A 6,531-nucleotide genomic window follows, 5' to 3' on the forward strand; every position below is an offset into this window, starting at 1 on the left:
CGCGATCCGGGTGGCCGGTCGGCCGTGCCCAGAGCTACGTGGTGAGCCAGATGGCCTCGGCGGCCGGGTCGCCCAGATCCACCGTGGCCGCGCCGCCACCGATCCGGATCGCGATGGTCCCGGCGAAATCGCGACGCTCTTCGACCGTGATGGGGGTGTCCAGTGCGATGCCCACCTCGTCGAAGTAACGCAACATCGCCGGATCGGAGTCGGAGATCCGGGCCACCCGGCCGGATTCACCGGCCCCGAAATCACTGAGCTGGCGGGCCGGGGGAGTGGGGACCGCGCCGTCGGCCGACGGGATCGGGTCACCGTGCGGGTCCCGGTCCGGGTGGCCGAGCTTGGCGTCGATCCGCGACATCAGCAGATCCGAGACCGCATGTTCGAGGATCTCGGCCTCGTCGTGCACCTCGTCCCAGCCGTAGCCGAGCTCGTTGACCAGGAACGTCTCGATCAGCCGATGCCGGCGCACCATCGCCACCGCAGCGCGGCGGCCGTGCTCGGTCAGCGTGATCGAGCCGTACCGGGCGTGTTCCACCAGGCCCTGATCGGCCAGCTTGCGGACCGCCTCGGACACCGTCGACGCCGATACGCCGATCCGTTCGGCGAGCAACTTCGTCGACACCTTCTCCTGCGACCACTCCTGCGCGGTCCAGATCACCTTGAGGTAGTCCTGTGCCACCGAGGAGAGCTCCGGCGCCATCGTCGCAGTGGCGCCGGGGGAATCCACCGGTCCGCTGGTGGCCGCCAACTCGCGTCGGGTGGCGATGTCTCGTTTACCGGGCACACCCCGAGCTTAGGCAAGCCGGGGCCCGAGCACACATCGCGGTGCCGGGCCTGTCCCCGGATTCACCGAGCGGTTGCCCGATCGCAAGCCGGATGTGACATCGGCCCACCGGAATACTGTTCGCGACCTCACTTGGCTACGCTGCGTGCTGTGCAGAGGTGGCGAAGTCTCGACGAGGTGCCCGCGGACTGGGGGCGCTGCGTCCTCACGATCGGAGTATTCGACGGTGTACATCGCGGTCATGCGCAGCTGATCGGCCGCGCAGTCGACGCGGCGAAACGGCGCGGGATCCCCTCGGTGCTGATGACCTTCGACCCGCACCCGATGGAAGTGGTGCGGCCCGGTTCCCATCCGGCCCAGCTGAGTACCCTCACCCGGCGCGCGGAGCTCGCCGAGGAACTCGGCATCGATGTCTTCTGCGTCATGCCGTTCACCCAGGAATTCATGAAGCTGACCCCGACCGAATACGTGCACGACCTGCTCGTGGACCGGCTGCACGTCGCCGAGGTCGTGGTCGGTGACAACTTCACCTTCGGCAAGAAGGCGGCCGGCACCGTCGACACCATGCGCGAACTCGGCGGCCGGTTCGGGTTCGCCGTCGACGGCGTCACCCTGCTGGGCGAACACGCCGTCACCTTCTCCTCCACCTACATCCGCGCCTGCGTCGACGCCGGGGACATGGCCGCCGCCGCCGAAGCGCTGGGACGCCCGCACCGGGTCGAAGGGGTCGTCGTGCACGGGGACGGCCGCGGCCGCGACCTCGGCTTCCCCACCGCCAACGTGGCGCCGCCGATGCATGCCGCCATCCCGGCCGACGGCGTCTACGCCGGTTGGTTCACCGTGCTCGACCCCGGCCCCACCATCGGCACCGTCACCCCTGGCCAACGCGCCATGGCTGCTATCTCGGTCGGCACCAACCCGACCTTCTCCGGCCGGGCGCGCACCGTGGAGGCCTACGTCATCGACGGCGAGGCCGACCTGTACGGCCGGCACGTGGCCGTGGACTTCGTGGAACACCTGCGCGGCATGCGCCGGTTCGAATCCGTCGACGAGCTGGTCGAAGCGATGGGCCGCGACGTGGAGGCCGCCCGCAAGGTGCTCACCGGTCTCGACGACTGACTCCGGTGGGCCGGAGGCGGGAGCGGAGCGTGGCCACGTAGGCCCTCGGAGGTCGGTCGCATGGACACCGACTGACCCGGCGTTCGCTCGGGGAACCCGACCGGTACAGTGGATCCTCGGGTTTGCTGCGGTCCGCGGCAGCGCCCGCCCCGGGTAACCGGACTTCCGAGCGCGGACTGAGAAACAAGGAGCGATGCCCTGTGGCGCTGACCACCGAGCAGAAGAAGACGATCCTGGCCGAGTACGGCCTGCACGAGACGGACACCGGTTCCCCGGAGGCCCAGATCGCGCTGCTGTCCAAGCGGATCGCCGACATCACCGAGCACCTGAAGCAGCACAAGCACGACCACCACACCCGCCACGGCCTGATGGCGCTGATCGGTCGTCGCAAGCGGCTGTCGAAGTACCTGCAGGACAAGGACATCAACCGCTACCGTTCGCTCATCGAGCGCCTCGGGTTGCGGCGGTAACATCGCTTTTCGTGGGGCGGGCCCGCCGGGCCCGCCCCACGAAGGTATCGGGGGATCCGCTTCGACACGCACTGTGTGGCGGGCGGTCGAAACAGGGGGATGGGGGAGACGTACAATCGCCGATGTTGGCGATTTCCGTATGCGCGCCCAACGGGGTGGCGGTACGTTCCAACGAGTACAGCCGTATGCGCCCGACCGCGTGGCGTCGGTCTTCGGTAGTGGCCTTTCGGCCGGTGCACGGTGCACCGCCGGTGGGCTTCGATCGATGACCGCCTCCGCGTCGCCGCTTCCGACGGGATACGGCCGGGTGTTGCGTGTCGCAGCGGGAGGCTGCCGCGCGTCCGTGCCCGGTACGGCTGACGACGAAAGCCGGTGCGCCCGCGCCTGCCGGTGATGCTGTTGCATCGCCGCGCGACGGCCGGACCGGCGAGACGAGAGGTTGAGAGAAGAAAATGACGCAGGCAACGGAACGCAAGTCCTCGGCCGTGGAGGTCGAGCCCGGTGTGTTCGAGTCGGTCGCGCTGATCGACAACGGTGATTTCGGTACCCGCACCGTCCGCTTCGAGACGGGTCGCCTGGCCAAGCAGGCCGCCGGTGCCGTGGTCGCCTACCTGGACGACGAAACCATGCTGCTGTCGGCGACCACCGCCGGTAAGCACCCGAAGGAGCAGTTCGACTTCTTCCCGCTCACCGTGGACGTCGAGGAGCGGATGTACGCCGCGGGCCGGATCCCCGGCTCGTTCTTCCGCCGCGAGGGCCGTCCCTCCACCGACGCCATCCTGACCTGCCGGCTGATCGACCGCCCGCTGCGCCCGTCCTTCGTCGACGGCCTGCGCAACGAGGTGCAGGTCGTGGTCACCGTGCAGAGCCTGGACCCCAAGGATCTCTATGACGTGGTGGCGATCAACGCCGCCTCCGCCTCCACCCAGATCTCCGGCCTGCCGTTCTCCGGCCCGGTCGGCGGTGTCCGGGTGGCGCTGATCGAGGGGCAGTGGGTCGCCTTCCCGACCGTCGAGCAGCTGGAGAAGGCCGTATTCGACATGGTCGTCGCCGGCCGGGTCGTCGACAGCGGTGACGTCGCGATCATGATGGTCGAGGCCGAGGCCACCGAGAACGTGATCGAACTCGTCGGCGAGGGCGAGCAGGCCCCCACCGAGACCGTCGTCGCGGAGGGCCTGGAGGCCGCCAAGCCGTTCATCGCCCGGCTCTGCCGCGCCCAGGCCGACCTGGCCGAGCTGGCCGCCAAGCCGACCGAGGAGTTCCCGCTCTTCCCGCCCTACGAGGCCGACGTGTACCAGGCCGTCGAGGGCACCGCGAAGCGGGAGCTGAACGAGGCGCTCAGCATCGCCGGCAAGCAGGAGCGCGACGAGAAGATCGACGAGATCAAGGCCGCCGTGCTCACCAGCATCGGCGAGGACTTCGAGGGCCGCGAGAAGGAGATCGGCGCGGCGTTCCGTTCGGTCACCAAGAAGCTGGTCCGGCAGCGCATCCTCACCGACGGCTTCCGCATCGACGGCCGCGGCCTGGCCGATATCCGCGCGCTGTCCGCCGAGGTCGCGGTGATCCCGCGGGCGCACGGTTCGGCCCTGTTCGAGCGCGGCGAGACCCAGATCCTGGGTGTCACCACCCTGGACATGGTGAAGATGGCGCAGCAGGTCGATTCGCTCGGCCCGGAGACCAGCAAGCGCTACATGCACCACTACAACTTCCCGCCGTTCTCCACCGGTGAGACCGGCCGCGTCGGCTCGCCGAAGCGGCGCGAGATCGGCCACGGCGCGCTCGCCGAGCGGGCCCTGGTGCCGGTGCTGCCCAGCCAGGAGGAGTTCCCCTACGCCATCCGCCAGGTCTCCGAGGCGCTGGGCTCCAACGGGTCCACCTCGATGGGCTCGGTGTGTGCCTCCACTCTGTCGCTGCTGAACGCCGGTGTGCCGCTGAAGGCGCCGGTCGCCGGTATCGCCATGGGCCTGGTGTCGGACACCGTCACCGACGACAACGGCAACGAAGAGGTGCGCTACGTCGCGCTCACCGACATCCTCGGTGCCGAGGACGCCTTCGGTGACATGGACTTCAAGGTTGCCGGCACCCGCGAGTTCGTGACCGCGCTGCAGCTGGACACCAAGCTCGACGGCATCCCCTCGAAGGTGCTGGCCGGTGCGCTGAACCAGGCGCACGACGCCCGCACCACCATCCTGGACGTGATGGCCGAGGCCATCGCCACCCCGGACGAGATGAGCCCCTACGCCCCGCGCGTCACCGCGATCAAGATCCCGGTCGACAAGATCGGCGAGGTCATCGGGCCCAAGGGCAAGATGATCAACCAGATCACCGAGGACACCGGCGCCAACATCTCCATCGAGGACGACGGCACCGTGTTCGTCGGCGCCACCGACGGCCCGTCCGCGCAGGCCGCGATCGACGCCATCAACGCGATCGCCAACCCGCAGCTGCCCAAGGTCGGCGAGCGCTTCCTCGGCACGGTCGTCAAGACCACCGCCTTCGGCGCCTTCGTCTCCCTGCTTCCCGGCCGCGACGGCCTGGTGCACATCTCCAAGCTGGGCAACGGCAAGCGCGTCGCCAAGGTCGAGGACGTCGTCAACGTCGGCGACAAGCTGCGCGTAGAGATTGCCGATATCGACAACCGCGGCAAGATCTCGCTGATCCCGGTCGAGGAGGAGAGCGCCGAAGGCGCCGAGGCCCCGGCCGAGGAGACCGCCGCCGAGTAATCGGCCGCAGGCCCCGTTCGACTCGACGAGCCCCGGCTCTCCATTCGGAGGGTCGGGGCTCGTCGTCGCTCGGATGAGTCGACATCTCCGTGCCGATATCCCGTACTATCGAGCAGTCCGGGAGAGGAGCTGCAGATGACCAGCATGTCCGCTGGTGAGGAGCAGGAGACCTTGTACCTGATGCGATCTCCCGCGAATGCGGCACGTCTGGCGCAGGGAATCGCTCAGCTCGAGACCGCTGAGGTGGTCGAGGTGGACATGAGGCGGCTGGCGAAAGACCTCGGATGCCAGTGACTGCGGCGACAGGAGTGGAGCGACCGGCTCGCCTCCTACCGAGCCGGTCTCGGTAGACCGAAACGACCCGAGCCCCGGGGTGACTCCGCCACCGCGCGCATCCTGCACGTCGAAACAGGCATTCGACGAACTCGCTCTCGCCGGCACACGTTTCGACACACGTCTTACTCCGCCGAACCGACCGGACCCGGGGCTGCCGCAGACTGGTAACCGTCGCTGACAATGCCGGGAGCTTTGCCCGGCCCCGGTCGGTATCGCGCGGCAGCCGAGGTCGAATACGCATCCGTCCGGTCGACCGGCTCGAGCTATTCGCCGTGCAGTCGGCCGATTCGTCAGCGGGACTCGACGGCGCCCGTATTCTCCAGCGCGGTGGCCAGGCGTTCCAGGGTGTTGCTGATGGTCGTCTGGTTACGGGCTGCCCGGTCGGCTACGCCGGAGATCTTCTTGCTGAACTCCAATGCGCGGTCGGAGCGCAGGTCCTGGCTCCACTCGGTGACCCGGCAGCCGGTGTCGGTGGGTTCGAACAGGTAGCCCCAGGTGGAGAAGTGGACACCGCGCATCGAGCATTCGAAGGTGAAGGCGCGGCCCGGGTCGGCTTCGGTGATCTTGCCCTGGGTTGTCCATTCGTGCTCGCCGTTGCGGTTGTGGCCGTCGAAGGTGGCGCCGACGGCCGGGCCGTCGAAGCCTTCGTGCCACTCGCAGGCATAGCATTCCTCGGACCATTCACCCATCCGGGTCACGTCCGCGACCGCGGCGTACACCGCTTCGGGCGGGGCGGAGATCTCGCGGGTGACGGTCACGTTCTCGGTCATGGACCGGAGTTCACCACATGTGTCACTGTCGTCACAACCGATTCGCCGGGTTCGAGCGTGGGAGTACCGCGGCGATCGGGGTCGCCGACGTCGAGCCGGACCCCTGTCCGGATCCGCGTTGTGCAGCCTCGTGCCACATGCAACGGTGATGCAACGTTTCGTTCCCTAGTGTCGTCGGCCACAGTGCGAACAGCGGGTGTGGCCGCCGCCGGGTCGGATCGACGGTTGGCGGGTTCGGTGCTGTCCACCGCATGGCAGCGGCGTGGCCGAACTGGACATCGGCCCGACAAAATGCCGAAAATCTCTCCGTTTTATTATCGAAACGC

General features: G+C 68.4%; 6 protein-coding genes. 4 read left to right on the forward strand and 2 right to left on the reverse strand.

Annotated features, from left to right (window positions below; genetic code table 11):
* Positions 1–34: 34 nt before the first annotated feature.
* Positions 35–703, reverse strand: coding sequence for a metal-dependent transcriptional regulator (locus AC1HFH_RS09445; RefSeq protein ID WP_480247792.1), 669 nt, complete (start codon positions 701–703; stop codon positions 35–37).
* 234 nt (positions 704–937) lie between these two features.
* Here AC1HFH_RS09445 and AC1HFH_RS09450 point away from each other — a divergent pair, with 234 nt between their 5' ends.
* The 4 genes from AC1HFH_RS09450 to AC1HFH_RS09465 all read left to right on the forward strand — a co-directional run bounded on the left by AC1HFH_RS09450 (position 938) and on the right by AC1HFH_RS09465 (position 5,393).
* Positions 938–1,906: a bifunctional riboflavin kinase/FAD synthetase gene (locus AC1HFH_RS09450; protein WP_480247053.1), complete on the forward strand. Its 969-nt coding sequence runs from the start codon at positions 938–940 to the stop codon at positions 1,904–1,906.
* Between the two features lie 200 nt (positions 1,907–2,106).
* Entirely contained in the window at positions 2,107–2,376 is a 270-nt protein-coding gene (rpsO, locus tag AC1HFH_RS09455; protein ID WP_480247054.1) for a 30S ribosomal protein S15, read from the forward strand.
* Between the two features lie 452 nt (positions 2,377–2,828).
* Positions 2,829–5,099 carry a polyribonucleotide nucleotidyltransferase gene (locus tag AC1HFH_RS09460; RefSeq protein ID WP_480247055.1) on the forward strand — a complete coding sequence of 757 codons (2,271 nt, stop codon included), beginning with the start codon at positions 2,829–2,831 and terminating at the stop codon, positions 5,097–5,099.
* 135 nt (positions 5,100–5,234) lie between these two features.
* Positions 5,235–5,393 (forward strand): hypothetical protein, encoded by a 159-nt coding sequence (locus AC1HFH_RS09465; protein ID WP_480247056.1) that lies wholly within the window; start codon positions 5,235–5,237, stop codon positions 5,391–5,393.
* 332 nt (positions 5,394–5,725) lie between these two features.
* Here AC1HFH_RS09465 and AC1HFH_RS09470 read toward each other — a convergent pair whose 3' ends face one another.
* A complete protein-coding gene (locus AC1HFH_RS09470) occupies positions 5,726–6,205 on the reverse strand; it encodes an SRPBCC family protein (RefSeq protein ID WP_480247057.1) in 480 nt (159 codons plus the stop codon).
* Between the last annotated feature and the right edge of the window lie 326 nt (positions 6,206–6,531).

The organism is Nocardia sp. KT25-26, assembly GCF_056627695.1.